Origin of the sequence: Mucilaginibacter pankratovii (assembly GCF_014773265.1) — a bacterium.
GTDB lineage: Bacteria > Bacteroidota > Bacteroidia > Sphingobacteriales > Sphingobacteriaceae > Mucilaginibacter > Mucilaginibacter pankratovii.
In genome coordinates, this window is record NZ_JACWMY010000008.1 from 1 (window position 1) to 21,646 (window position 21,646).

The window sequence follows — 21,646 nt, forward strand, 5'->3', positions numbered from 1 at the left end:
TGTATTAGGCCTGCCGCTAGCGTTCATCCTGAGCCAGGATCAAACTCTCCATTGTATAATGTGTTGTTTATATCCAAGCCCTATTAAACTCAATCAATAGAAACTTGTAAAAAAAAATATTCTCTTACATTATCCCTCTATTAATCTCAAGCTTCTTTTTCATTTAGTATAACTGCTCTTCAGCGTTACACTGCATAATTTAATTTTCTATCTCTTTTAAGAACTTGTTCGGAATGTCTGTCGCAGACATCCTATATGTTTTCGCATCTCGCAATGCTTAACTTTTCAATTTTTTTTTAGTCTCGAATTGCTCTCGACTTTTTAACGTTTTGCTAACCTCGTTTCCGATTTTCGCTCCCTCGTTTTGGGACTGCAAAGGTAGAAAACCTTTTCTATTTCGCAAACTTTATTTTTTTAATTTTCCGTTCGCTTTTTCCCCTTTTCAACACCCGCTTCATTACTGATTTGGCGGGCTGCAAAGGTAGTAACCTTTGTTGAATTTGCAAACTTTATTTTTTAATTTTTAGCTGCTTATTTTTTCAGAGAACAACCCGCTATTTCGTTTGCGGGCTGCAAAGGTACGCAGCTTTTTTGTTTTTGCAAATACTTTGCAAGCTATTTGCTTAGTGTAGTTTTAACACGTTGAAAAAGAGGGAGAAAAAATTGCGGGGATTATACCGATTGAGGGATGATTGCACCGATAGCTGCTAAAAACATACTATAACTGCATTTATTGTATTTGTTAGCGCCAGAAAATTTAAGCTATTGCTTTGGTTTTGCTGAATGGCTTTGCTAATAGTCGTATTAAATATTAATAGTGCTTAAATAACAACATCGGCTGCTCATTGCCGCAGGGGCTACTTCGTTTGATGCACCAAAAGAAGCAAAAGTGCTTTCACCAGAGAGGCTTCTTTACCGCACAGGCCTTTACCCTGCAAACCGGCCAGAACCACGGGCTGTGAAAATTTGCCCCTTGCTTCGCCGCCCAATCCCTGCGCTTCAGCAAAAATTCAAATGCCCTCCCTCCGCACCACCCACCACGTTCTGCCCGCTTTCGCCCGAAGCTGTTCTGCTGAGTGAGAGGATTGGTCTCCGAAAAAAAATCCTTCAATCTTTTAATCCCATAAATCAAGGTTCAGACAATCAACGGAATCATTTAATCATTGAAATCAGCTGTTCAGATAAACCGCGTTAGGGATGGGCGCGGATACCGGCCATGTGCGTAAGGCCTACAGGCGTATGAGCCCGGGCCCCAGGCATCGCCCAAAATGAGATAAAAGACGGAAGGATAAAGGAGAAAGGAAAACATCATACATATAATAGCGTACTCCTTATAATATACTAATCACAGTTCTTTACCACAAACCAGCTCTCACTACCCCTTACCCCCACCTGCCATTCTCGTTTCTATATATACCTTATAATTGTGCACTTCTCTATATTTAAGACAAGCCCTCCTATTAGCTACGAAAAAAGACCACATATATACCATATACAACCCACCCCTATACATACTATATACAACCCCTCTCCAACCATGAACCATCAACTTAATTCCTAACGTTAAAAGATGTTAAATACATGCCTTATATATATAAGGTGCAAAAACGTCGTTATATATTCGTCCACTAAATAAATAATTGACTGATTTATAATATTCAACTATCTTTGCAAAATGTTTAAAAAACAACTACACATTATTTCGGGCGTATTGCTACTATTAATTATTGCGCTCGGCAGTTGTAAAAGCAAGTACGAAAAGCTAAAGGCCAGTAACGATAACGCCAAGAAATACTCGGAAGCGGTAAAGTTTTATAATAAAAAGGAGTACAGTAAAGCGCTTGGTTTGTTTGAAGACCTGGTTACCATTTACCGTGGCCGCGCCGGTGCGGAAGACCTATATTACTACTACGCTTATACCAACTATAAGCTGAAGGATTATACATCGGCCCGTTACCACTTTAAAACATTTGCGGATACGTACCCTACCAGCCCGCGTGCTGAGGAGTGCCGTTTTATTGCCGCTTACTGTTTCTACCTCGATTCGCCGATATACTCGCTTGATCAGGAGAACACTACTAAAGCCATTGAGAGCCTGCAGTTGTTTATTAACCTTTACCCAAAAAGCGACCGTGTTACCGAAGCAAGTAAGCTGATACAAAACCTGCGCGATAAGCTGGAGCGTAAAGCTTACGAAAACGCGAAATTGTATTTAACCATTGGCGATTTCCAGGCAGCGGTTATTGCGTTTAATAACACCCTGCGCGATTACCCTGACACTAAATACGCAGAAGAGCTTGAGTATTTGGCTATAAAAGCGCAATACCAATACGCACAGGTGAGCAGCGAACAACGCCAGGAAGAGCGCTTTGGGCTGGTAATAGCAGGCACCGACCAGTTTGCAGAGAAATACACAGGCAGCAAGTACTTAAAAGAAACCGCCGACTATAAAAAAGATAGCGAGCGTGGCATAGTACAGGCAAAACGTGTTTTAGCCGAATTGGCTTACAACCCTAAACTGGCCGAGAAGGTTGCCAAAAAGGATACTACCAAAGGCGCGCAGCCACCGTCCATTAAGGATAGAGATAATCAGAAAATACCATATTAATACATAAAGCATTTTAAATAACAGACATGAGCACCACTAACACAAATAAATCAACAGTAGCCAGCAGCACCGTAACACGTGACCTGCGTGAACTGGATGTGAAAACCGACAACATTTATGAGTCGCTTGTAATTATGTCAAAAAGGGCAAACCAGATATCAAACAACATAAAGGAAGAGTTACACCAAAAACTTTCTGAATTTGCATCGGCAAATGATAACCTGGAAGAAGTTTTTGAAAACCGCGAGCAGATTGAGATCTCTAAATATTACGAAAAATTGCCTAAACCTACTTTGGTAGCTGTTCAGGAGTTTTTAGAGGATAAGGTTTACTACCGTAACCCAAGCAAAGAACAGCAATAGTAAAAGCCCCCCAGCCCCCGCTGGTTAGCGGAGGAGCTTTTGATTTGCATGATATTATTAAAACTCCCTATGGGAGTTTTTTTGTTACTTTGAGTTTTAATATCGAATAATGAATTTCGAATAATGAACGCCGATTTAAGGCATGAAGTGTTCGAAACCTTAGGGTGATGTCCGCATGGTGAGTCGACTCACCCCCCGCCCCCTCTCTGCTTCGCAAAGAAGGGGGAAAATTGGGGCTATTTTTTCTTTCTTCACCCTCTTTGCGCAGCAGAGAGGGTCGACGCACGGAGTGCCGTCGGGGTGAGTTAAATATACGCGCGACACGAGAGATTTTAAGGTTTCGAACCCTCATGAAGTTAAAACCTTTTATCATTCGATATTCAGTATTCGGTGTTCGATATTAATTCCCACATTAGGGGCTTATGCTTGAATCTAAAAAAGTCATTCTCGGTGTTTGCGGTAGCATAGCGGCCTACAAATCTGCTACGCTGGTACGCTTGCTGGTAAAAGCCGGTGCGCAGGTGCAGGTGGTGATGACACCCGATGCTACCAATTTTATTACACCGCTCACCTTATCAACCCTATCTAAACGCCCGGTTTACAGCGAATACTTTAAATCCGAAACCGGCGAGTGGAACAACCATGTGGAACTTGGCCTTTGGGGCGACCTGATGATCATAGCACCTGCCAGCGCCAACACCATGGCCAAAATGGCGGGCGGGCTGGTAGATAACCTGCTTACCGCGGTATATCTTTCGGCAAAGTGCCCGGTTTATTTTGCCCCGGCCATGGACCTTGATATGTGGAAACACGAAGCCACGCAGGAGAACATCAGCAAAATACAATCCTTCCAAAACATACTGATCCCTCCCGGCAGCGGTGAACTGGCCAGCGGACTGCACGGTGAAGGCCGCATGGCCGAACCTGAGGAGATTATAGCTTTTGTTGAGGCAGATATCAAACAAAAGCTACCCTTAGTAAATCACAAAGTATTGGTAACCGCCGGCCCAACTTACGAGGCGATAGACCCGGTAAGGTTTATTGGTAACCATTCATCGGGCAAAATGGGTTTTGCTATTGCGGATGAGCTGGCGGCTTTGGGTGCCGATGTAACCTTAATAGCCGGCCCCACAGCGCAACAAAGTAAACAACGGAGCATTAAACGTATTGATGTTACCAGCGCTGCCGATATGCTGCGCGAGTGTTTAGCGAATTTTGCCAATGCCGATGGCTGCATTATGTGCGCTGCCGTAGCAGATTACACGCCTGCTGTTGTTGCCGAACAAAAGATAAAGAAGCAGGACGGCGGCTTAACCATCGAACTCAAAAAAACTACCGATATACTAAAAACCCTTGGCCAGCAAAAACGCGAAGGGCAAGTGTTGGTTGGCTTTGCGCTGGAAACCAATAACGAGGAAGAGTATGCTATCGCGAAGCTGAAAAATAAGAACCTGGACATGATCGTGCTGAATTCGCTAAACGATACCGGTGCCGGTTTTAAAGGCGATACCAATAAAATAACGATGATTGATAAGGCGCTGAACAAAACCACCTTCGCGCTGAAAAATAAAAATGAGGTGGCAAAGGATATTTGTGCTAAATTTATCCAACTGCTAAAATCATGAAACGCTGCCTGCTCATCGCCACTTTGCTTTTTACCTGTTGCTTTGCGCAAGCGCAGGATTTAAACGCACGGGTAAAAATATTAACACCCAAAATACAGGTGAGCAATAAGCGCATCTTCACCACGCTGGAAACCGCGATGAAGGATTTTCTGAACAGCCGTAAATGGGCCGCAGATGCCATCGCCCCAAACGAACGCATCAACTGCAACTTTGTATTGAATATTACCAACTGGGATGGCGGCAGCAATTTTAGCTGCGAAATGCAGGTACAATCCTCCCGCCCGGTTTTTAACTCCAGCTATAGCACTACCCTGCTTAACATTAACGATAGGGATGTAGATTTTACTTATACCGAAGGCCAAACCATCGATTACAGCGACCAGAATTTTCAGAGCAACCTCAGCTCGGTAATGGCTTTTTACGCTTATATTATTGTAGGGATGGATTACGATTCGTTCTCGCGCTATGGCGGCAGTCCGTATTTTGCGCAGGCGCAAACGGTTGTACAAAACGCCCAAACGGCATCCTATAAAGGCTGGAAGGCTTTCGACAGCAACCTAAACCGTTACTGGCTATCAGAAAATCTGAATAATAAGCTGTACAATAACCTCCGCAGTTTTATATACGATTATCACCGCAATGGCCTGGATCTGATGGCCGATAACCCCACCAAAGCACGCAAAGCGATCAGCGCCCTATTGCCCCAGCTTACCCAGGTAGATCGTAAACGTATAGGATCATACTTGCCGCTTGCATTTTTTACGGCCAAGGATGATGAATTTGTATCTATTTTCAGCAAAGCCATCGGCCCCGAAAAGGCACAGGCCATGAATACCCTGCTAAAGGCAGATCCATCAAACGGGAATAAGTATGAGACGCTGAAGTAATTTAGAGGCAAGAGGTGAGAATCAAGAGACAAGAAATAGCATGTTTTGAAGCCCATTCTTTTTGTCTTGATTCCTGGCTCTTGATTCTTGCTTCTATCTTCCGCTGTAACAATTCCCCCATCCCACTGTCCAATACTAAAACGGCATAAAAGCTAATTAATCATTTACAAAACTAAACACCTACATATCATGGCATCAAAAGAATCATTCTCTATTAACGGAGAAAGCATCGTTAAAAAAGTAAAAGAACTAATAAACGAAGGCAACGTAACCAAAATAACTATCACCAACCACGACGGTAAAGAGATCATGAGTTTCCCGGTTACCTACGGGCTGGTTGGGCTATTGATGGCACCAATATTCGCGGCAGTTGGCGCAGCAGCGGCACTGTTAACGGAGTGTACCATCACTGTTGAGCGCAAAGGCGATGAGCCGGAAGAGAAGGAAGAGATCAATAAGTTTGAATAGGCAATTAGCTTATCAGGCTAATATATTCATTGCCGTCGGTTTCAAACCGACGGAAGAAGCAATAATTGTTGGCTTTAGCCGAATTCGCAATGAGTTTGGCTAAAGCCTTTTTGTTTATCTATTCATCCGTCGGTTAAAACCGACGGCAATGAAAGTGGTTTTTGCCTCCCCTATTTACCAATGAATCACAGCACCACTCCCTCAATCAAAACAATTTTCTCTACCGATCTATCCTTCATTTCCATAAACGCCAGCCGTTTTGGGTCGGTTTTGTAGCCTTCAAAATCGGCTTTGCTGCTAAAGGTCACCAGGTGAATTTCGTATGGTAATTCTTGGCAGCTTTCTACAAACGCGCTGGCATTGGGCCTGATGCGGTAAAGGAGTGTGCCGTTATGATCCTTTAAAAGCGGCAGTACTTTATCCTCGAAAGCGTGAAATTCTGCCTCGCATCCGGGTTTGATGAAGATGAGTTGGGTGTAGTAAAGCATAATGTTAACAATTGGTTAAGCTGAAAGTAAAGCTAATATAACCAACAAACCTAAAAAAGCAACTGCGAGGAAGAGGTAATGAAAGCAGCCAAAGACATCTTTTTGATGCTAACCCTGAAAAATGATAAATTATTGATTATCAATAACTTAAAAAGTTAACATCGTGAATTGTGTTAACTTTTGTAAACTTTTTTGCAGTGAGTACAACTAAACTCACCCTTTTTTATTTCTCACATCTTGATTCTTGTTTCTTACTTCTTGATTCTTCCTCTTTTCCCCACCTTGTCTTCTTGCCTCTCTTTTTCCTATCTTTACACCCTAAAAATCTAACAAATATTTATGGCGAAAAGGTGGGTGTTAAAAGATGCGGCAGACGAGGATATCGTACAGCAACTGGCAGAGCAGCTTAACATCAGCAAGGTTTTGAGCAATATGCTGGCCCAGCGCGGCATCCGCGATTTTGAAGAAGCCAAATACTTTTTCCGCCCGAGTCCGTTGCACCTGCACGATCCTTTCCTGATGCAGGATATGGAAAAAGCTATCGACCGCATAGATACCGCCATTGCCGCCAACGAAAAGGTTTTAATTTATGGCGATTACGATGTAGACGGCACAACAGCCGTTGCCCTGGTGTACAGCTTCTTTAAAAAGCACCACGCCAATATCGAGTATTATATTCCCGACAGGTACAAAGAGGGCTACGGCATCTCTACTGCGGGTATAGATTATGCAGCCGCTAATGGCTTTACGCTCATCATCGCGCTGGATTGCGGCATAAAATCTGTAGATAAAATTGCTTATGCCAATACATTGGGCGTTGATTTTATTATTTGCGATCACCACTTGCCGGGCGACGAACTACCCGCTGCGGTAGCCATCCTCGATCCCAAACGCTCCGATTGCCAGTATCCTTATAAAGAACTCTCCGGCTGTGGCATTGGCCTAAAACTGGCGCAGGCCTATGCAGAAAAACACGATCTGCCTTTTGAAGAAGTAAGCAGCTATTTCGACCTGGCATGTATCAGCATTGCCTGCGATATTGTACACATCACCGGCGAGAACCGTGTGCTGGCTTACTTCGGCTTGCAAAAAATAAACGAGAACCCCTGCATCGGTGTAAAAATGCTGATGGAAGTTGCCGGTCGTAAAGGGCCGTATACCATCAGCGATGTGGTGTTTTTATTGGGCCCGCGTATTAACGCCGCCGGCCGGATAGATGATGCCAAAGATGCCGTACAGCTATTGATAGCCTGCCACGAGGATGATGCCAAAGAAAAAGGCCTGCTGATAAACGAGCGCAACCAGGAACGCAAAGGGCACGACCAGCAAATTACCGACGAGGCCCTGAGCCTGATTGATAATGATGCCATCCTCATCGGAAAAAAATCTACCGTGGTTTTCAACGAGCGGTGGCACAAGGGCGTTATCGGCATCGTGGCATCGCGGTTAACCGAAAAATATTACCGCCCAACCGTGGTGCTTACCCGCAGTAATGGGCATGTGGCAGGTTCCGCGCGCTCCGTTTTGGGATATGATCTTTACGAGGCGCTTTGCGGCTGCAGCGATCTGCTGCTGCAATTCGGCGGGCACAAATATGCGGCCGGCCTCACCATGCAGCCCGAGCAGGTGCCCGCTTTTATCGAGCGGTTTGAAGAAGTGGTAAGCAATACCATTACCGATGAACAACTGATACAGCAGGTTTTGATAGATGCGGAGATCGGGTTGGCGGATATCGAATCAAAATTCTTCAGGATCCTGAACCAATTTGCACCGTTTGGCCCCGAGAATATGGCCCCGGTATTCCTGAGCAAAAATGTGTATGTTAGCGGCAATGCCGGTTTGGTGGGTGGCAATCACGTAAAAATGAGCGTGATGCAGCCGGGTTCGGCAGCTTTCAGTTGCATTGCATTTAACCATGCCGAATACCTGCCGCAACTGAAGCCCGGCGTACCCTTTGATATTTGCTACGCCATAGAAGAAAATGTTTGGCGCGAGCAGCGAACAATACAGTTGAATATAAAAGGGATAACGATGGTGAGTGGTGAATAGTGAGCGGTGAATGGTAAGTCTTTATCACAAACAAATCCGCGCGTCATTGCGAGGCACGAAGCAATCTCTACGCAGGACAAGCTGCCGTGTATAGTTTAGAGATTGCTTTGTTCCTCGCAATGACTAGGATAGTTTTCCGTTATAGCGGTAATAATTAAGAGATATGATCCTTCGGGCAGAAAATTTAGTAAAAAAATATAAGCAACGCAGCGTTGTTAACGATGTTACGTTCAACGTGGCGCAGGGCGAAATTGTAGGTTTGCTTGGCCCGAATGGTGCCGGTAAAACCACCTCGTTTTACATGATAGTTGGGCTGATAAAACCCAACGAAGGCAAAATATTTTTGGACGATGAAGAAATAACCGGTGAGCCCATGTACCGCCGTGCCCAAAAAGGTATTGGCTACCTGGCGCAGGAGGCATCGGTTTTTCGTAAACTGTCGGTAGAAGATAACATTAAAGCGGTACTGGAAATGGGCAAAATGCCAAAAGATCAGCAGCGCGATAAACTGGAGGAACTGATAGATGAGTTTAGCCTGCATAAAGTACGCAGAAACCGCGGTGATCTGTTAAGCGGTGGTGAACGCCGCCGTACCGAAATTGCCCGGGCCCTGGCAGCCGAACCCAATTTTATTTTATTGGATGAACCCTTTGCCGGGGTTGACCCGATTGCTGTGGAAGAGATCCAGGCGATGGTTGCTAAACTGAAGCACCGCAACATAGGCATATTAATAACCGACCACAACGTACAGGAAACCCTTTCCATTACGGATAGAGCATACCTCCTTTTTGAAGGTAAGTTGTTAGAATCGGGCGTACCTGAGGTACTGGCTGCCAACGAGATGGTACGTAAAGTATATCTTGGCGCAAATTTTGTATTGAAAAGAAAAACCTTTGCTCAGTAAATTATATATTTGAGTTGATGGTTGATGGTTCATAGTTCATGGAAGCTGCTTAAAGTAATTAGCCGTGAATTATTATCTATGAACCATGAACTATAAACCATCAACTCCCCATGGCCATTATAAACTCTGTATTTACCTGGTTCATGAAAAAGCGTATCCACCAGATAGAGCTTTTTATGAAATACCCCAACGAAGTGCAGGAAGAATGGTTTGAGCAACTGATTACCGGTGCCGAAAATACCGAATGGGGCAAAATACACCATTACAAAAGCATTGAAAGCCTGGCCGATTTTAAGCGCCAGGTGCCCATCCAAAACTACGATACCCTAAAGCCATACATCGAGCGGATGCTGAAGGGCGAGCAAAACGTACTTTGGCCGTCGGAGATCCGCTGGTTTGCCAAATCATCGGGCACCACCAGCGATCGCAGCAAGTTTATCCCCGTAAGCGAAGAGTCCTTAGAAGAATGCCATTTTAAGGGCGGTAAGGACATGCTTACCATATATTTTAATAACCGGCCCAACGCCCGCATTTTCACCGGCAAAAGTTTAACACTTGGTGGCAGTCATCAAATAGGTCAGCTTAATGCCGATACTTCCTTTGGCGACCTATCGGCGGTGATCATGAAAAACCTGCCGCTTTGGGCCGAATTTTACCGCACGCCACACCTGGACATCGCCCTGCTGGAAAACTTTGAGGAAAAAATAGAGAAAATGGCCTATGCCACCAAGGACGTAAACGTAACCAGCATCAGCGGCGTACCCACCTGGAACATCCTGCTGTTTAAGCGCATCCTCGAGATCACCGGCAAAAAAAACCTGCTGGAAGTTTGGCCTAATTTAGAACTGTACTTCCACGGTGCAGTAAACTTTACGCCTTACCGCGAGCAGTTTAAAAAACTGATTCCGAACGGGGATATGTACTACCTCGAAACCTATAACGCATCCGAAGGCTTTTTTGGCATCCAGGATCTGGAGGAACCCGGCGATATGCTGCTGATGCTGGATTATGGCATCTTCTACGAATTTCTGCCGTTAGAGCAATTACACGACGAAGACCCGCAAACCCTCACACTTGATGAGGTAGAACTGGATAAAAACTACGCGCTCATCATTAGTACCAATGCCGGCCTTTGGCGGTATCTGATAGGCGACACCATTAAATTCACTTCGCTGGTGCCTTACCGTATCAGCATAACCGGCCGCACCAAACATTTTATCAACGCTTTTGGCGAAGAGATCATCATCGATAATGCCGAGCGCGCCCTGGCCGAAGCCTGCGCCCAAACCGGCGCCATCATCCGCGATTATACCGCCGCACCCGTTTATTTCAACGGCGACCAATGCGGCGCACACGAGTGGCTGATAGAATTTGAAAAGAAGCCCGCCGAGTTTGAACGCTTTGTAGATCTGCTTGATCTTACGCTGCGCCGCGTAAACTCCGATTACGATGCCAAGCGTTTTAAAGATATGGCTCTGCGCCGCCCCATTGTGCGCAAGGTAGCCGAGGGTACCTTCTTTAACTGGATGAAGCTAAAAGGTAAAATTGGCGGTCAGCACAAAGTTCCCCGCCTGGCCAACAACCGCGAGTATGTAGATTCTATCCTGAAAATGCTGGATGGGGTAGCCGCTCCCATAAAAAATTAAACCGTCCCTGTAGCGTTCCCGAATCCCTCGTCGTAATAGTAATAAAGCAACAAAATTATGAAGAGGGCTTTATTAGTGTTGGCAGTTGTTTGTGTTTTTTCTGCCTGCACAAAAAATGGTGCGGGTAATGCCAGCATATTTGGCAGGTACGAATTACGGGCAAGCTACGGCGGCCTCTCTTATTTCCATCAAACTTTCCCGGCAGGTAACGGCAATATCTTTCAGTTTAAAAGCGACAGCACTTACGTTAGATACGCCAATGGCACCATAGCCGAAAGCGGTAACTACCATATCAAAATAACCGGTACCGATAATGGCGCCCGCTATGGCACCATCACTTTTAACGAGCCGGTTTACCTGGATAATTTCCGGATAAAAGCCGACACCATAACCATTGGCACAACAGCCGCAGATGGCATTGCCTCTGATTACGCTAAACTGAAATAACGATCTAAAAAAACATGAAAAAAGTTTTAATGATGATTGCCGTGGTTGCTTGTTTTGCGGCCTGCAAAAAAGACGAAAAATTGCAAGTTACGCCCGGCCTGTTTGGCAAATGGGAACTGGCGTACAGGCATGGCGGGCTATCACCATCTGTAAAAGTAAACAACACCGGCGACATGTACCAGTTTAACAGCGATAGCAGTTATGTAAGGTATATTGACAATAAAGCAACAGCAAGCGGGAAATTCAGCATTAACATCTACGAAACGCGCGACACGCTGAAATTCGGCATCATTAAATTCACCAATCCAACCAATACCGAAGCCTGGACAGAAACACCGCATTCTATCACAATCGGTTCGTCTATTGCCGACGGGCCATCGTACGAATATGTTAAAGTGAAATAACTGATCATAATCATCTTTAAAAATGAAAAATAGCTTATTTATCCTTTTAGCGATTGTCGCTTTTGCATCCTGCAAAAAAGCCGATCTGCCTGTTACCTCTACCGGTTACAATGGTACATTTGAGTTGCGTGCGCGTTACGGAGGCATTGCGGGCATTAATGAGAAATACACAGCGGGTAACAAAAACATTTTTCAATTGGATGCAGACAGCACCTATAAGATTTTTATTGATGGCGAACTGAACAGGCAAGGCACTTTCCGGATAAAGAAAAACGCCGATACGCTGTACAACGTTATTTACGACCGCATATATTACGACACCGATACCACCTATGGCACCGAAATAAGGCTACACGGCGATACCCTGACCCTGGGTACCGATATTACCGATAACATTGCCGCAGATTATAAACGGATAAAATAGACTTAGCCTACATTGCAGGCTTCCCATATCTTCACCGCCTCCACCGCTTCCTTCACATCGTGCACTCTTAAAATACCTGCTCCTTTGGTAAGTGCAATGGTGTTTAATGCGGTGGTGCCATTTAATGCTTCTTCGGCATTGCTGCCCAATAAACCGTAGATCATCCGCTTGCGCGAGACGCCCGCCAGTACCGGCAATTGCAATACATCAAATTCCTGCATGCGGCTCATCAATTGGTAACCCTGCTCTGCGGTTTTGGCAAAACCGAAACCGGGGTCGATGATGATATCGTGTACACCCAATTGTTTTAGTTGATAGATCTTCGTCACAAAGTAATCGAATACCTCTGCAAAAACATCTTCGTATTGGGCCTGCTGCACCATATTTTGCGGCGTACCCTTCATATGCATTAAAATATAAGGCACCTGCAGGCGGGCAACGGTGGCAAACATTTCGGCATCCAGGCTGCCTCCGGATACATCGTTGATGATATGCGCACCTGCTTTTACCGCTGCTTCGGCTACGCTTGCACGGAAGGTATCGACAGAGATAATAGCCTCCGGGAAGCTTTGTACAATGGCCTCCACAGCAGGTAACAACCTTTCGGTTTCCTCCTCAACAGAAATATCCACAGCGCCGGGGCGCGAAGAATAAGCGCCAACATCAAGAAAAGTAGCGCCATCGGTTAACATTTTTTCCGCTTGGCTTATTACTGATGACTTGTCTGTTTTGCGGCTTGCGGCATAAAAGGAATCGGGCGTAATATTAATAATACCCATCACTTTCGGCGACGATAGGTCTATCAATTTGCCGCCGGCATTTAGGGTAACTTTTTTCTGAAAAAATGTATCTTTAGCCACCATTTGGTTAAAAACGTTGTAAGTGTTATAAAGGTTAAAATTCACCATCTTTTACAACATCTACAACCTTTACAACAACTATAACATTTACAACTACTTTGAGCAACACCGCAGCAGAATACGACGCCGTCATTAATAATTGCAAAGGCCTTTTCATGAAAAAGACCCGCGATTACGGTACCGCATGGCGCATCCTTCGCCCCTCCTCTATTACCGACCAGATCTTTATCAAAGCGCAGCGCATCCGCACGCTCGAAGAAAAACAGGTATCTAAAGTAGGCGACGATATCACCGGCGAATATATCGGTATTGTAAATTATTGCGTTATAGCCATGATGCAACTGGATAGCACTGATGAAACGTCCTACGAACTGAACCCGGAAACGGTGGAAACAATGTTCGACGGCAAGGTTACCGAAACCCGTGACCTGATGTTTGCCAAAAACCATGATTACGGCGAGGCCTGGCGCGATATGCGCATCAGCAGCCTAACCGACCTTATACTGATGAAGATCCTTCGCGTAAAGCAAATTGAAGATAATGAAGGTAAAACCCTCGCATCCGAAGGCGTAAAAGCCAACTACCAGGATATGCTGAACTACGCTGTTTTTGCGCTGATAAAATTAGGAGTAGCATGAAGAACAGCCTAATTTGGTTTTGCAGAATAGCCGTTGGGCTACTGTTCATCTTCTCGGGGCTGATCAAAGCCAACGACCCACTTGGTTTTTCTTATAAACTGGAAGAGTACTTCGAGGTTTTTCACCTCACTTTTTTAAATGGCTTTGCGCTAAGTGCTGCCATTATTCTTTGCGCGCTGGAAATGCTGCTGGGCTTTGCCCTGCTGGTAGGCACGCGCGCGGTAACCGTGATTTGGGGATTGCTCTTGCTTATCACCTTTTTCGGCTTCCTTACCTTTTACTCGGCCTATTTTAAAGTGGTGCAAACCTGCGGTTGTTTTGGCGATGCCATTCCGCTTACGCCTTGGCAGTCGTTTAGTAAAGATATGGTGCTGCTGATTTTAGTGCTGGTGCTTTTTCTCAACCGCAAGGCCATCCAACCGCTGGTAAAACAAAAAACCGGGGACAAATTATTGATCGGTGCTACGGTATTATCGCTTGGCTTTGGCTTATACACCTATAACTTTTCGCCAATAGTGGATTTCCTGCCTTATAAAATTGGTGCCAATATTTTAGAAGAGATGAAAACACCGCCGGGTGCGCCTGCCGATGTTTACGAGATCACCTATCATCTTAAAAACAAAAAGACCGCCGAAACCAAAGTGATGACGGATAAGGAATACCTGAAAACCGCCATCTGGAAAGATACCAACTGGGAAATTGTGGGCAACCCCGAAAGCGTTTTGCTTAAAAAAGGCTTCGAACCCAAAATACGCGATCTGAATATACAAGATGCCCAGGGCAATAACTACAACCAGGAGTTATTATCAATTCCGTTTTATAGTTTGGTAATTGTGGCTTACAACCTCGAAGAAACAAATGTAGAAGCAATTGGGCGCATCAACGCCTTGGCGGCAAATCTTAAAGATAATTTTAATACCCGTGTAGTGTTGCTCACTTCAAATCCGCCGCAAAGTGCCGAGGCATTTGCAAAAAAGAACAACCTGGTAAGCGAATTATTTTACGCCGATGGCGTTCCGTTAAAAAGTATGGTACGCGCTAACCCCGGTGTTATATTAATGAAGAATGGCGTTGTTATTAATAAATGGCATTACCATGGTTTGCCAAAGTACGAGGATTTAGTAAAGGAATATTTTAGCAAGCAATGAGCCGGGTATATTTAATAGGATTTATGGGCTGCGGCAAAACCAGCTGGGGCAAAAAATTGGCCGCAGGTTTAGGCTATAATTTCATAGACCTGGACCATGTGCTGGAAGCACAGGTAGGTAGTACCATTGCCGAATATTTTGCCAGCCACGGCGAAGAGGCTTTCCGCAAGCTGGAATCGGAAGTGCTAAAACAAACCGAATACCCGGAGAACGTCATCGTATCTACCGGCGGCGGCCTGCCCTGCTTTTTTGATAATATGGACTGGATGAACAGCCATGGCCAAACCCTATATATCCAGCTATCTCCAAAGGGCCTTGCTTCCCGTTTAGAAAATGCCAAAACACCACGCCCTGTGCTGCAAGGCAAAAAAGGCGACGAACTGGTGGCTTTTATAGAGCACAAATTAGCCGAACGCGAAGGCTTTTACCTGCAAGCCACACATTATGTGGATGGGATTGATATGAGTGTGGAGAAGTTAGTGGAGATAGTGGGGTTGGAAAAGATAGCGTAACACACATTTCCGCCCTGTCATTGGGAGCGATAGCGTGGCAATCTCATAGGACATTCGGATTAGCAGGTGCTACATGCTTGCCACGAAGCTAATCTTACCACCCGGCGCTCAAATCTAACCATTCAGGGTTATCGGCAACAATCAAGTCTATTTTCTTCTTCCTCGAACCTGCCTTAAGCTGCTTTTCCCGGGCAATTGCATCTTGTACCCATTGAAACTCCTCGTAATAAACTAATTTACTGCATTGGTATTTCGCGGTAAAGCCTTGATTTATCTTTTCGCGATGTTGCAAAATTCTGCTCTCCAAATTATTGGTTACGCCAATATACAGAACATTATTAGAAGCGTTCGTTACAATGTAGACATAGTATTGGTGGACTTTCGTGATGGTTACTTAGCATAGGCGCTATTTGTCCTATAAGATTGCCGCGCTATCGCTCGCAATGACATGGAGGTGAGCTAATTCTCCTCTACACCAAATAAACCGCATCCTCCTCACCTTCTACATCTAAAACAACGCTTACGTGTTCTTTGATAACGGTAGAGAGGGCCATGCCGGCGTAATCAGTTGCAAGAGGGAAACTTTTGTGGTTACGGTCTACCAGGACAACGGTGCGGAGCTTTTTTAGGGGTACATCCAGAAAAACGCCGAAGCCATAGGCCAAGGTTTTACCACTGTTAAGCACATCATCAACCAGTACGATCACCTTATTGCTGCATTCTTCTATCTCGAAGTTGATATGGGCGCTGAGGCTGGTGCTATCCTTTTCTAATTCTATTGTAAGCAGGCGGCTGCTGAAGGGGGCAATTTTATCCAATACAGCCTTCAGTCTTTTGGCAACATGGTTACCACGCGGCAGGATGCCGGCGATAAGGATCTCCGTTTCGTCGAAATTATCTTCCAGTATCTGGTAAGCAATACGGTCTATCTTTTGCTGTATCTGCGTACTGTTTAATATCAGGAGTTTTTTATCGGGCATGGCAGGTGAGTATTATCTTTCAAATATATCCTAAATTATTAAAATGAAAACTTTCTGATGCAGGCTAATTAATAATAGCGGCAACAATGAAGAGGATAATAATTACTAATATAATGATGCAACTTCGTGAGCTTTCTTTGTCTTGCTTTTCGATATCGGCCTCAAACATTGCCGCCTTCTCCAACGGTAAGAAATATCCTCGCCAGGCATTTTCGGGAACAGATAAAACCCATTGTTCGTGGCAAATGCTACATTTATAGGCTTCATGACTATGCCGAAGAGGCAGAATAGGAGAAGCTATAATGTGATTATGTGAAATTTTTGGATGAAGAAGATGCTCAAATTCTTCAAAATCTAAGTAAGTGTTAAATTGATATATTTCTGTTGTAAAGCAGTTGTCGCACATGATAGTTTGCAAAACGGAGTGCTTTCGCACTCACAAGATAAAACAACTTTACAACATTTCAACTTTTCACATACGGATAATACACAAAATTCGCCCCTTCCGGTACCACCACAAACAGGCACATAAAATCGTGCGGGTTTTTGTAGGTGCTGAGGAAGCGTTCTTTCAGTTCCGCTTTGATGATACCGCGCTCTGTAAATTCCTCGATAGTTGAGGCATGGATGCTCCACTCGGTATTGAGTTCGTTGCGGTCGAGGATTACCTCACCAAGTTTTAACTCGTGCTGGTGGGCGATAAATATGGGGTGCAGTGACAAGCCTTCGAGCATAATTTCAACGGCTACCTCGCGGATAGATTCGTTAAAAAGTTTCAGGTCGCGTTCCAGGCTTACCAGGGGGCTTTCCTTTTTGGCTTTATCTTGCTCTCCGCCGGGTTGGCTCAGCAGTTCTTCGGGATCCATATATAATTGTTGCTATGGGTTCGTAAATGGGTTGATTATTCCTGCGGTGGTTTGGGCTTCATTTTGGCCGCATTAAAGCGGGGCTTAAAGCCAACAGGTTTTGGAATGGTTTCTTCCGCAGGAGCTTCCTGCGCCGCCGGGTTTTCAGTAGCCTGCTCTACAGGTGTTTCTGCCACCGGTTCAACCTTCTCCGGTTTAGCTGTTTCTTCCTCTGCAGGTTTGGGTGCCACCATTTTCATATTAAAGCGCGGTTTAAAACCGGGCTTTGGTGTGGTAGTTTCTACGGGAGGTGCGGGGGGGTCATCAGCGCTTTCAGCTTTTGGCTCTATACTTTCAGCTTCTTCCGCCGGTTTTGGTGCTGCCATTTTCATATTAAAGCGCGGCTTAAAAGCAGGCTTTGGTGCGGTGCTTTCAACGGGAGATGCAGGAGTTTCATCAGGGCTTTCTGCTTTAGGCTTTTCGTTCTCAGCTTCCTCCGCAGGTTTAGGCGGCATCGTCTTCATGTTGAAGCGTGGCTTAAAGGCCGGTTTTGGCGTAAGAGGTTCCACCTGGTTTTCTGCTTGGGGTGCTTCGCTTTCAGCTTTCGACTTTTCGCTTTCAGTATCCTCCGCAGGCTTTGGCGCCACCATTTTAGGGTTGAAGCGCGGCTTAAAGGCCGGTTTTGGTGAAGCGGTTTCCGCAGAACTTTCCGCTTTCGGCTGTTCGCTTTCTGCTTTTTTTGGCGTTGCCGAAGGGATGCTTTCGGTTAGCGTTTCAACAATGGTTTGCTCGGCCAGCCTGTTTTCCAGATGCATCTTCTCTGGCTTTTGTTCTGCTGCCAGGTGATACTGCAGGCGCAATTTATTGAACCAGTACTTTTTGGTATGGTCGAAACTCTTTTCGCCCATTTGCTCGAAGTGGGTTTTAAATTCAAAAAATAAGGCCGGCTCACCGGCTTGCAGGCGGGTAAGGTCTATCCTCTTTTTCTGAAAAAACTCTTCGAAAGTCATATTTTAATTTGAAGATTTGAGAATTTGAAGATTTGAAGATTGGCAGTAAGAAGCATTTTCAAATTGCCTCATTTTCAAATCCTTAAATTGAAACGTCAACATCCAACTTATTAAACCGTATCCCTCTATCCGTTTGCTCCCAGTCTTCGCGCTCCTCGTCGGTAGCGTTTAGTAACTTGGGGAACCATTCCAGCGGGAAGGCTTGCTGTTTACCATCTGCCTTCTCCACAAAAAGCAAACCATTGGCAAAGGTTACCTTAACTTTTTGTTCCTGTTTACGGGTTGATGTTAGTGGCATGGTTCGTCAATTTTTATTACTGCGTCATTGCGAGGAACGAAGCAATCCCCGGCAAGCAGTTCGGACTTGCAAGGCGGCTCTGCTTGCCGGGGATTGCCACGCTATCGCTCGCAATGACGCGTGGGGTATAGTGGACTACTCCGCCATATTGTGGTACACCGCCTGTACGTCGTCGTCTTCCTCTAAATGGTCGATGATCTTAAATACATCAACGGATTGCTCCTCGGTTACGGCGATGTTTGATTGTGCAACACGCTCCAGCTTAGCCGATTTGGTTTCGATACCTAATCCTTCCAATGCTTTTTGCATCTTGCCAAAATCTTCGTAAGCGGCGTGCAATACGGCAATTTCATTTCCTTCTTCATCGGCATCCACAAACAGGTCTTCCAGGCCGGCGTCTATCAGTTCAAACTCCAGTTCTTCCAGGTCGCGGTCGCCCGGATCGAAAGTAAATACCGATTTACGGCTGAAGATAAAATCAAGCGAGCCGGTTTTACCCAGCGTACCGCCATATTTGGTAAAGTAGCTGCGTACGTTTGCCACGGTGCGGTTAATATTATCGGTAGCGGTTTCTACCAAAATAGCTACGCCATGCTGCGCGTAACCTTCGTACACCAGCTCTTCGTAATCTTTTTCGTCGCGGCTGGTAGCGCGTTTAATCGCAGCCTCTACCCTATCCTTAGGCATATTAACCGCCTTGGAGTTTTGGATGGCCGTGCGCAGGCGCGAGTTAGAGTTGGGGTCGCCGCCGCCGGCTTTAACCGCCATTACAATTTCCTTACCTAAACGCGTAAACTGAACCGCCATTTTGGCCCAGCGCTTAAATTTCCTTTCCTTGCGGAATTCAAATGCTCTTCCCATACTTTTTGGATTACACCGATATTAAAGTGATTCCACCGATTTCGATGAATTGATTACACCGATTCGGCATCATTAATAACGTGATTTTATTCTTATCTAAGTTTCTTATATTACTTTCTTTAAATTCTCCAGCATGTCGCTGGTCATTTTACCAAGGTCGTACTCTATTTGCCAGCCCCAGTCTTTGCCCGCCTGGCTATCATCTATCGATTTCGGCCAGCTATCGGCAATGGCCTGGCGCGGGTCGCTGTCTGCATAACTCATCTCGAAATCAGGCAAATGCTTTTTTATTTCTTCGGCCAGTTGTGTTGGCGTAAAGCTAATGCCCGCCAAATTATAACTACTGCGGATACTGATCTGTTCTGCCGGTGCATCCATCAAACTAATGGTCGCCCGGATGGCATCTTCCATATACATCATCGGCAAAGCCGTTTCTGCCGAAAGGAAGCTCTGATATTTGCCCTTCTTTAGCGCTTCGTGGAAAATGTGGACCGCGTAATCGGTAGTGCCACCACCAGGTGAAGCACGCCAACCTATCAGCCCGGGGTAACGAATGCTGCGCACATCAACACCATATTTAGTATAGTAATACTCGCACCAGCGTTCGCCGGCCAGTTTGCTGAAACCATAAACGGTGTTCGGGTCCATTACGCAGTATTGCGGCGTATTATATTGCGGCGAATGCGGACCAAAAACGGCTATCGAACTCGGCCAGAAAACCTTGGCGGTTTTAAATTCAACGGCAAAATCGAGGATGTGCAAAAGGCCGGTCATGTTCAGGTCCCAGGCTATTTTGGGTTTTTGTTCGCCTACGGCCGATAAAATGGCCGCCAGCAGGTAAACCTGGGTAGGGCGGTGCTTATCAAACAAATGGTGCAGGTTATCCTTATCCAGCACATTGGCAAACTCGAAAGGGCCGCTGTTGCGGATGGCATAATTAGGGCTGTTAATGTCTGATGCTATTACATTCTCAGGGCCATGAATATTTCTCAAAGCAGTAACCAGTTCGGTACCAATTTGCCCGTTGGCGCCTATCACTAAAATCTTTTCGCTCATGCAGATGCGGGTTTGGCTACAAAGGTAAAAATTTGAGCGAAATGAGTTAAACTTTGCAAAAACAAAGGTTTGACAACATTATGTAACTGTGTTTTTTAAATTATATATTTAGTTTATGAAGTATATACTATTGCTTGCCCTGCTGTTTACCGGCCTTATAGATTGTGCCGCCCAGGTATCTGTTCAATCCGCAAACTGGAATGACCATATCGATCAACAATCACGGGACGAAATAAAAGTACTTGATGATAAAGTAATTGATTGTTTCATATCGGGTGACTCGGTTAAACTAATTTCTTTATACTCTGATGGTTTAAAACAGCGGGCCAAAGGGAAAACAGGTGCTATTGTGAAGTTCCTGAAACCCGTTATCACCACTACAAACTACCGCCTGCTGGATGAATATTTATGTACAAATTCCGCTGTGGGCGGTACCTCCAGCATTTTTAAAGGGGTATCTGCCGATAATGACTATAAACTGAACTACAATGTTTATGCTAAGGAAACCTATTTTTCGCTGATGTTGTACACCCACGGTGATATAGAGGTATTGCTCACCTGTGGTTACGGCAAGTATGGTAACGATTGGAAATTGGACAATTTGTACGCCGGCCAATATAAGATAAAGGGACATACCGCTGTAGAATACTACCGGACGGCCCAAAAGTATATGGACGAAGGCGACTTTACGGATGCTTTTATAGCAATGGAGGTAACAGCGCAAATAGCCACGCCTGCCAGCAACATGTTCGAGTATTTTAAGTTTTCGGAGATGAAGGCATTTGGTCAAAAAATTGATAAAGAGACTGCAGCAAAGTTTCCCATTACCATACCTGATGTAAGCAGCTCGCCACAAATTATCGGCGTAGCATCTGTAATAATAGCAGAGGGCATTTTTCCGCTGGTAAAATACCACACAACTATTCCGCTGGATGATATGGTAAAATTAAAGGCGGAAAACGACAGTATTCAAAAACAGATTACTAAAGTTTTACCCAAAATTGATAAGAACAATACGATGGTGTTGTTTTGGGCCTATAATCAAATACCCGACGGTAAAGCACCCGTTAAGCGCTACGGTTTTTATATGAAAACCTCCAAATAGCTATTTATATACTAAACTGGT

At 45.0% G+C, this 21,646-nt stretch carries 25 protein-coding genes; 15 read left to right on the forward strand and 10 right to left on the reverse strand.

Going from position 1 to position 21,646, the window contains the following annotated elements; all coding sequences use genetic code 11:
- Positions 1-1,675 precede the first annotated feature (1,675 nt).
- The 5 genes from IDJ77_RS15670 (at position 1,676) to IDJ77_RS15690 (ending at position 5,950) form a co-directional block, all read left to right on the forward strand.
- Positions 1,676-2,608, forward strand: coding sequence for an outer membrane protein assembly factor BamD (locus IDJ77_RS15670; RefSeq protein WP_191189919.1), 933 nt, complete (start codon positions 1,676-1,678; stop codon positions 2,606-2,608).
- Positions 2,609-2,634: 26 nt separating this feature from the next.
- Positions 2,635-2,970 carry a DNA-directed RNA polymerase subunit omega gene (locus IDJ77_RS15675; protein ID WP_191189920.1) on the forward strand — a complete coding sequence of 112 codons (336 nt, stop codon included), beginning with the start codon at positions 2,635-2,637 and terminating at the stop codon, positions 2,968-2,970.
- A gap of 422 nt (positions 2,971-3,392) precedes the next feature.
- Complete coding sequence (gene coaBC, locus IDJ77_RS15680; RefSeq protein WP_191189921.1) at positions 3,393-4,595, forward strand: bifunctional phosphopantothenoylcysteine decarboxylase/phosphopantothenate--cysteine ligase CoaBC; 1,203 nt, start codon at positions 3,393-3,395, stop codon at positions 4,593-4,595.
- The gene (gene porD / locus IDJ77_RS15685) at positions 4,592-5,482 is read left to right on the forward strand and encodes a type IX secretion system protein PorD (RefSeq protein ID WP_191189922.1); all 891 of its coding nucleotides are present in this window, start codon (positions 4,592-4,594) and stop codon (positions 5,480-5,482) included. The genes coaBC and porD overlap by 4 nt, the downstream gene beginning before the upstream one ends.
- A gap of 189 nt (positions 5,483-5,671) precedes the next feature.
- Positions 5,672-5,950 carry a DUF4342 domain-containing protein gene (locus IDJ77_RS15690; protein WP_191189923.1) on the forward strand — a complete coding sequence of 93 codons (279 nt, stop codon included), beginning with the start codon at positions 5,672-5,674 and terminating at the stop codon, positions 5,948-5,950.
- Positions 5,951-6,135: 185 nt separating this feature from the next.
- On the opposite strand, the gene IDJ77_RS15695 is transcribed toward IDJ77_RS15690, so the two are convergent.
- Entirely contained in the window at positions 6,136-6,438 is a 303-nt protein-coding gene (locus IDJ77_RS15695; protein WP_191189924.1) for a DUF1330 domain-containing protein, read from the reverse strand.
- A 339-nt stretch (positions 6,439-6,777) separates the two neighbouring features.
- Here IDJ77_RS15695 and recJ point away from each other — a divergent pair, with 339 nt between their 5' ends.
- The 6 genes from recJ to IDJ77_RS15725 all read left to right on the forward strand — a co-directional run bounded on the left by recJ (position 6,778) and on the right by IDJ77_RS15725 (position 12,312).
- Positions 6,778-8,487 carry a single-stranded-DNA-specific exonuclease RecJ gene (gene recJ, locus IDJ77_RS15700; protein ID WP_191189925.1) on the forward strand — a complete coding sequence of 570 codons (1,710 nt, stop codon included), beginning with the start codon at positions 6,778-6,780 and terminating at the stop codon, positions 8,485-8,487.
- A gap of 163 nt (positions 8,488-8,650) precedes the next feature.
- Positions 8,651-9,391 (forward strand): LPS export ABC transporter ATP-binding protein, encoded by a 741-nt coding sequence (lptB, locus tag IDJ77_RS15705; protein WP_191189926.1) that lies wholly within the window; start codon positions 8,651-8,653, stop codon positions 9,389-9,391.
- A gap of 110 nt (positions 9,392-9,501) precedes the next feature.
- The gene (locus tag IDJ77_RS15710; RefSeq protein WP_191189927.1) at positions 9,502-11,037 is read left to right on the forward strand and encodes a GH3 auxin-responsive promoter family protein; all 1,536 of its coding nucleotides are present in this window, start codon (positions 9,502-9,504) and stop codon (positions 11,035-11,037) included.
- 57 nt (positions 11,038-11,094) lie between these two features.
- Entirely contained in the window at positions 11,095-11,484 is a 390-nt protein-coding gene (locus IDJ77_RS15715) for a hypothetical protein (RefSeq protein ID WP_191189928.1), read from the forward strand.
- 14 nt (positions 11,485-11,498) lie between these two features.
- Positions 11,499-11,888 carry a hypothetical protein gene (locus tag IDJ77_RS15720; RefSeq protein ID WP_191189929.1) on the forward strand — a complete coding sequence of 130 codons (390 nt, stop codon included), beginning with the start codon at positions 11,499-11,501 and terminating at the stop codon, positions 11,886-11,888.
- Positions 11,889-11,910: 22 nt separating this feature from the next.
- Positions 11,911-12,312 carry a hypothetical protein gene (locus tag IDJ77_RS15725; protein ID WP_191189930.1) on the forward strand — a complete coding sequence of 134 codons (402 nt, stop codon included), beginning with the start codon at positions 11,911-11,913 and terminating at the stop codon, positions 12,310-12,312.
- A gap of 2 nt (positions 12,313-12,314) precedes the next feature.
- On the opposite strand, the gene folP is transcribed toward IDJ77_RS15725, so the two are convergent.
- Positions 12,315-13,220, reverse strand: coding sequence for a dihydropteroate synthase (folP, locus tag IDJ77_RS15730; RefSeq protein ID WP_224751120.1), 906 nt, complete (start codon positions 13,218-13,220; stop codon positions 12,315-12,317).
- Between the two features lie 107 nt (positions 13,221-13,327).
- Here folP and IDJ77_RS15735 point away from each other — a divergent pair, with 107 nt between their 5' ends.
- From IDJ77_RS15735 to IDJ77_RS15745, 3 genes are read left to right on the forward strand one after another with little or no spacing between them, the layout of a single operon-like run.
- Entirely contained in the window at positions 13,328-13,810 is a 483-nt protein-coding gene (locus IDJ77_RS15735; RefSeq protein WP_191190179.1) for a DUF1599 domain-containing protein, read from the forward strand.
- Positions 13,807-14,958: a BT_3928 family protein gene (locus tag IDJ77_RS15740; protein WP_191189931.1), complete on the forward strand. Its 1,152-nt coding sequence runs from the start codon at positions 13,807-13,809 to the stop codon at positions 14,956-14,958. The genes IDJ77_RS15735 and IDJ77_RS15740 overlap by 4 nt, the downstream gene beginning before the upstream one ends.
- Positions 14,955-15,470 (forward strand): shikimate kinase, encoded by a 516-nt coding sequence (locus IDJ77_RS15745; protein ID WP_191189932.1) that lies wholly within the window; start codon positions 14,955-14,957, stop codon positions 15,468-15,470. Before IDJ77_RS15740 ends, IDJ77_RS15745 begins: the two co-directional genes overlap by 4 nt.
- Before the next feature lie 94 nt (positions 15,471-15,564).
- Here IDJ77_RS15745 and IDJ77_RS15750 read toward each other — a convergent pair whose 3' ends face one another.
- From IDJ77_RS15750 to IDJ77_RS15785, 8 genes are all read right to left on the reverse strand, one after another.
- Positions 15,565-15,858: a GIY-YIG nuclease family protein gene (locus IDJ77_RS15750; protein WP_191190180.1), complete on the reverse strand. Its 294-nt coding sequence runs from the start codon at positions 15,856-15,858 to the stop codon at positions 15,565-15,567.
- 82 nt (positions 15,859-15,940) lie between these two features.
- A complete protein-coding gene (locus tag IDJ77_RS15755; RefSeq protein ID WP_191189933.1) occupies positions 15,941-16,450 on the reverse strand; it encodes a phosphoribosyltransferase family protein in 510 nt (169 codons plus the stop codon).
- A gap of 64 nt (positions 16,451-16,514) precedes the next feature.
- Entirely contained in the window at positions 16,515-16,856 is a 342-nt protein-coding gene (locus IDJ77_RS15760) for a hypothetical protein (RefSeq protein ID WP_191189934.1), read from the reverse strand.
- Positions 16,857-16,914: 58 nt separating this feature from the next.
- Positions 16,915-17,316 carry a hypothetical protein gene (locus IDJ77_RS15765; protein ID WP_191189935.1) on the reverse strand — a complete coding sequence of 134 codons (402 nt, stop codon included), beginning with the start codon at positions 17,314-17,316 and terminating at the stop codon, positions 16,915-16,917.
- 35 nt (positions 17,317-17,351) lie between these two features.
- The gene (locus IDJ77_RS15770; protein ID WP_191189936.1) at positions 17,352-18,305 is read right to left on the reverse strand and encodes a hypothetical protein; all 954 of its coding nucleotides are present in this window, start codon (positions 18,303-18,305) and stop codon (positions 17,352-17,354) included.
- 82 nt (positions 18,306-18,387) lie between these two features.
- Positions 18,388-18,603: a DUF2442 domain-containing protein gene (locus IDJ77_RS15775; protein WP_191189937.1), complete on the reverse strand. Its 216-nt coding sequence runs from the start codon at positions 18,601-18,603 to the stop codon at positions 18,388-18,390.
- Between the two features lie 135 nt (positions 18,604-18,738).
- Positions 18,739-19,464: a YebC/PmpR family DNA-binding transcriptional regulator gene (locus IDJ77_RS15780; RefSeq protein WP_191189938.1), complete on the reverse strand. Its 726-nt coding sequence runs from the start codon at positions 19,462-19,464 to the stop codon at positions 18,739-18,741.
- Between the two features lie 105 nt (positions 19,465-19,569).
- Entirely contained in the window at positions 19,570-20,520 is a 951-nt protein-coding gene (locus IDJ77_RS15785; protein ID WP_191189939.1) for an NAD-dependent epimerase/dehydratase family protein, read from the reverse strand.
- A 115-nt stretch (positions 20,521-20,635) separates the two neighbouring features.
- Here IDJ77_RS15785 and IDJ77_RS15790 point away from each other — a divergent pair, with 115 nt between their 5' ends.
- Entirely contained in the window at positions 20,636-21,625 is a 990-nt protein-coding gene (locus tag IDJ77_RS15790; RefSeq protein WP_191189940.1) for a hypothetical protein, read from the forward strand.
- Positions 21,626-21,646 lie beyond the last annotated feature (21 nt).

What these genes read in the sequence shown, in the direction of transcription:
- IDJ77_RS15670 (WP_191189919.1), top strand. Translation starts at nt 1,676, where the DNA reads ATGTTTAAAAAACAACTACACATTATTTCGGGCGTATTGCTACTATTA.
- IDJ77_RS15675 (WP_191189920.1), top strand. Translation starts at nt 2,635, where the DNA reads ATGAGCACCACTAACACAAATAAATCAACAGTAGCCAGCAGCACCGTA.
- coaBC (WP_191189921.1), top strand. Translation starts at nt 3,393, where the DNA reads ATGCTTGAATCTAAAAAAGTCATTCTCGGTGTTTGCGGTAGCATAGCG.
- porD (WP_191189922.1), top strand. Translation starts at nt 4,592, where the DNA reads ATGAAACGCTGCCTGCTCATCGCCACTTTGCTTTTTACCTGTTGCTTT.
- IDJ77_RS15690 (WP_191189923.1), top strand. Translation starts at nt 5,672, where the DNA reads ATGGCATCAAAAGAATCATTCTCTATTAACGGAGAAAGCATCGTTAAA.
- IDJ77_RS15695 (WP_191189924.1), bottom strand. Translation starts at nt 6,438, where the DNA reads ATGCTTTACTACACCCAACTCATCTTCATCAAACCCGGATGCGAGGCA.
- recJ (WP_191189925.1), top strand. Translation starts at nt 6,778, where the DNA reads ATGGCGAAAAGGTGGGTGTTAAAAGATGCGGCAGACGAGGATATCGTA.
- lptB (WP_191189926.1), top strand. Translation starts at nt 8,651, where the DNA reads ATGATCCTTCGGGCAGAAAATTTAGTAAAAAAATATAAGCAACGCAGC.
- IDJ77_RS15710 (WP_191189927.1), top strand. Translation starts at nt 9,502, where the DNA reads ATGGCCATTATAAACTCTGTATTTACCTGGTTCATGAAAAAGCGTATC.
- IDJ77_RS15715 (WP_191189928.1), top strand. Translation starts at nt 11,095, where the DNA reads ATGAAGAGGGCTTTATTAGTGTTGGCAGTTGTTTGTGTTTTTTCTGCC.
- IDJ77_RS15720 (WP_191189929.1), top strand. Translation starts at nt 11,499, where the DNA reads ATGAAAAAAGTTTTAATGATGATTGCCGTGGTTGCTTGTTTTGCGGCC.
- IDJ77_RS15725 (WP_191189930.1), top strand. Translation starts at nt 11,911, where the DNA reads ATGAAAAATAGCTTATTTATCCTTTTAGCGATTGTCGCTTTTGCATCC.
- folP (WP_224751120.1), bottom strand. Translation starts at nt 13,220, where the DNA reads ATGGTGAATTTTAACCTTTATAACACTTACAACGTTTTTAACCAAATG.
- IDJ77_RS15735 (WP_191190179.1), top strand. Translation starts at nt 13,328, where the DNA reads ATGAAAAAGACCCGCGATTACGGTACCGCATGGCGCATCCTTCGCCCC.
- IDJ77_RS15740 (WP_191189931.1), top strand. Translation starts at nt 13,807, where the DNA reads ATGAAGAACAGCCTAATTTGGTTTTGCAGAATAGCCGTTGGGCTACTG.
- IDJ77_RS15745 (WP_191189932.1), top strand. Translation starts at nt 14,955, where the DNA reads ATGAGCCGGGTATATTTAATAGGATTTATGGGCTGCGGCAAAACCAGC.
- IDJ77_RS15755 (WP_191189933.1), bottom strand. Translation starts at nt 16,450, where the DNA reads ATGCCCGATAAAAAACTCCTGATATTAAACAGTACGCAGATACAGCAA.
- IDJ77_RS15760 (WP_191189934.1), bottom strand. Translation starts at nt 16,856, where the DNA reads ATGTGCGACAACTGCTTTACAACAGAAATATATCAATTTAACACTTAC.
- IDJ77_RS15765 (WP_191189935.1), bottom strand. Translation starts at nt 17,316, where the DNA reads ATGGATCCCGAAGAACTGCTGAGCCAACCCGGCGGAGAGCAAGATAAA.
- IDJ77_RS15770 (WP_191189936.1), bottom strand. Translation starts at nt 18,305, where the DNA reads ATGACTTTCGAAGAGTTTTTTCAGAAAAAGAGGATAGACCTTACCCGC.
- IDJ77_RS15775 (WP_191189937.1), bottom strand. Translation starts at nt 18,603, where the DNA reads ATGCCACTAACATCAACCCGTAAACAGGAACAAAAAGTTAAGGTAACC.
- IDJ77_RS15780 (WP_191189938.1), bottom strand. Translation starts at nt 19,464, where the DNA reads ATGGGAAGAGCATTTGAATTCCGCAAGGAAAGGAAATTTAAGCGCTGG.
- IDJ77_RS15785 (WP_191189939.1), bottom strand. Translation starts at nt 20,520, where the DNA reads ATGAGCGAAAAGATTTTAGTGATAGGCGCCAACGGGCAAATTGGTACC.
- IDJ77_RS15790 (WP_191189940.1), top strand. Translation starts at nt 20,636, where the DNA reads ATGAAGTATATACTATTGCTTGCCCTGCTGTTTACCGGCCTTATAGAT.